4 protein-coding genes are annotated in these 2,616 nt (G+C 37.1%); 3 read left to right on the top strand and 1 reads right to left on the bottom strand.

What is annotated here, in order from left to right:
* A partial coding sequence (gene holA / locus MRZ08_RS01540) for a DNA polymerase III subunit delta (RefSeq protein WP_366110977.1) occupies positions 1 to 424 on the top strand: 424 nt, incomplete at its 5' end.
* 61 nt (positions 425 to 485) lie between these two features.
* Here holA and rpsT read toward each other — a convergent pair.
* Positions 486 to 752, bottom strand: coding sequence for a 30S ribosomal protein S20 (gene rpsT / locus MRZ08_RS01535; RefSeq protein ID WP_015778109.1), 267 nt, complete (start codon positions 750 to 752; stop codon positions 486 to 488).
* A gap of 149 nt (positions 753 to 901) precedes the next feature.
* On the opposite strand from rpsT, the gene lepB reads away from it, so the two are divergent.
* Together lepB and lepA are read left to right on the top strand one after the other, a co-directional pair.
* A complete protein-coding gene (gene lepB, locus MRZ08_RS01530; protein ID WP_297378519.1) occupies positions 902 to 1,483 on the top strand; it encodes a signal peptidase I in 582 nt (193 codons plus the stop codon).
* Positions 1,484 to 1,491: 8 nt separating this feature from the next.
* Positions 1,492 to 2,616: translation elongation factor 4 (gene lepA, locus MRZ08_RS01525; RefSeq protein ID WP_297378516.1), on the top strand; the 1,125-nt coding region annotated here is incomplete at its 3' end.

The raw sequence follows: 2,616 nt of genomic DNA, 5'->3' as shown, positions 1-2,616 counted from the left end.
AGATGAGATAGTTACGGCAGAAGATGTAAAGGATCAGCTTAACGAGATCTTAAATCTTAATATCTTTAACCTAACTGATGCTCTTTCGACTAAGGATGGGAAAAGGTCTATTGAAGTCTATGAGACTATGAGAAAATCCGGCGAAGACCTCTTTATGATCTATCACATGATTATAAGACAGGTGAGAAATCTCATTGGGATAAAAAGCTTGGGAAGTCGTGGTTTTAATGATTCCTTCATGCAAAAAGCTTTGGGCATATCTCCCTTTGAGCTAAGAAAGGTCAAGGGTTTTGCTAGAAATTTTAGCCTAGAAGAGCTTTTTAGCTTACACGATACTCTCTTCGATATGGAAGTTAGACAGAAAAGTGGGTCCTTTGATATGGACCTTGAAATAAAAATCCTTATAGGAAAAATTATAAAATAAAAAATGAGTGATTATCAGTAGACATATGTGAGGATCCGATACTGATATTCACTCATTATTATTATGCATTTACTTGATTTAGAGCCTTAGCTAGTCTTGAAGTTGTTCTTGCAACTTTGTTTTTGTGCATTACGTTTTTAGCTTCAGCTTGTTTTAATCTTTTGTCAGCTTTCTTAAAGATAGCAGTAGCTTTTTCAACGTCTTTTTCTTCGATAGCTGCGTCAAATTTCTTGATTAGTGTTTTGATTTCGCTTTTTCTAGATTTGTTTCTTAGAGTGTTTCTTCTAGCGACGTCGATTCTCTTTTTACTAGATTTAATATTTGCCATTTACCTTTCACCTCTTTCCCGAACATTTTTGTTCGACTGATACATTTTACCATAAATTAGGATATTAAACAAGGATTTTTTTAAAATTGTTCAATAATTTGGAAGAAATAGAAATTTAGTATATAATTTAATAGAAATGAGAGGTAAATATGAGTGAAATTAATAAAAAATCTAAAAGTGACCGCATACTTTATGCAATTTGGGATTGGGTGAAGACTATAGGAATTGCCCTAATCATCACCATACTTATAAAGATGTTTATCATGGATGCTACCAAAGTTTCGGGAAAATCTATGCTAAATACCCTCCACGACGGGGATATTCTCCTAGTAGATAAGATAGGAAGTAGGTTTAGAGACTTCAAGAGGGGCGATATAGTGATACTTAAAGCACCAGATCACCCAAACAGACTCTATGTCAAAAGGATTATTGGTGAAGAGGGAGATACTATTAAGCTTGAAGATGGCAAGGTTTTTGTTAATGACAAAGAGCTTGACGAAAACTACACATCCATACCAGAAACAGATCCTTCAACGGAAATTACAGAATGGACTTTGGGCGCTGACGAGTATTTTGTAATGGGAGATAATAGGATTCCTGGAGCAAGTAATGATTCTAGAAGCTTCGGACCTATTTCTAAAGATAGACTAGTAGGCCATGCCTTTGTGAGATTTTATCCGATAAATAGGGCAGGTCTAATTGATCATAATCCATATCCAGATGAAGAATAAGGAGTTATATGAAGAAGAAGGAAAATATTAGAAATTTCTCCATCATTGCCCATATCGATCATGGGAAGAGCACTCTTGCAGATAGACTTATAGAAAAAAGCGAAAACCTATCCAAAAGAGAGATGTCTAACCAAATGCTCGATGATATGGAACTAGAGCAAGAGAGAGGAATAACAATAAAATTAAAGTCAATTAAAATCCACTACAAGGCCAAGGATGGCGAAGTTTACGAGCTTAACCTAATCGATACGCCAGGCCATGTCGACTTTAATTATGAAGTTTCAAGATCACTAAAGGCCTGTGAGGGAGCAATACTTGTAGTTGATGCAAGCCAAGGAGTAGAGGCTCAAACCCTTGCAAATACTTACCTTGCCTTAGAGCAAGACCTAGAGATTTTGCCAGTCCTTAACAAAATCGACCTACCATCAGCAAGACCTGATGAAGTTAAAAATGAAATAGAAAACGAGATTGGCCTTGATGCTAGTAATGCTCCACAGATTTCTGCAAAGACAGGACTAAATATAGAAGATGTCCTAGAAGATATAGTAGCCAATGTCCCAGCCCCAGAAGACCATGACGATAAGCCTCTCAAGGCTCTAATTTTCGATTCTTACTATGATTCTTACGTAGGAGTAATATGTTATGTAAGAGTATTTGAAGGTGTTGTAAGACCTGGTGATGAGATTGTCATGATGAATACTGGCAAAAAATACGAGGTAAACACCGTAGGCTACACTATGAAGCAAAGGGTAGCTACAAAGGAGCTTAGGAGTGGAGATGTAGGTTTTATCGAGGCAAGCATCAAGGAAGTAAAGGATGCGAGAGTCGGTGATACTATCACAACTATAGCAAATCCTACAGATAAACCCCTATCAGGCTATAAGGAAGTCCTTCCTATGGTTTACTCAGGAATCTATCCTGCAGAAGGAGAAAGCTTTGATAAGCTACGTGATTCCCTAGAAAAACTTCAGGTAAATGACGCAGCCCTAGTCTTTGAGCAAGAAAACTCACAAGCCTTGGGAGTTGGTCTTAGGGCAGGTTTTTTGGGTCTCCTTCATATGGACATCATAACCCAAAGATTAGAAAGAGAATATGACCTAGATATCATAGCGACAGCCCCATCAGTAATCTAT

The organism is Anaerococcus sp. (assembly GCF_022770135.1).
In the GTDB taxonomy this organism is placed as follows: domain Bacteria; phylum Bacillota; class Clostridia; order Tissierellales; family Peptoniphilaceae; genus Anaerococcus.
This window is presented reverse-complemented; position numbering and strand designations above follow the sequence as displayed.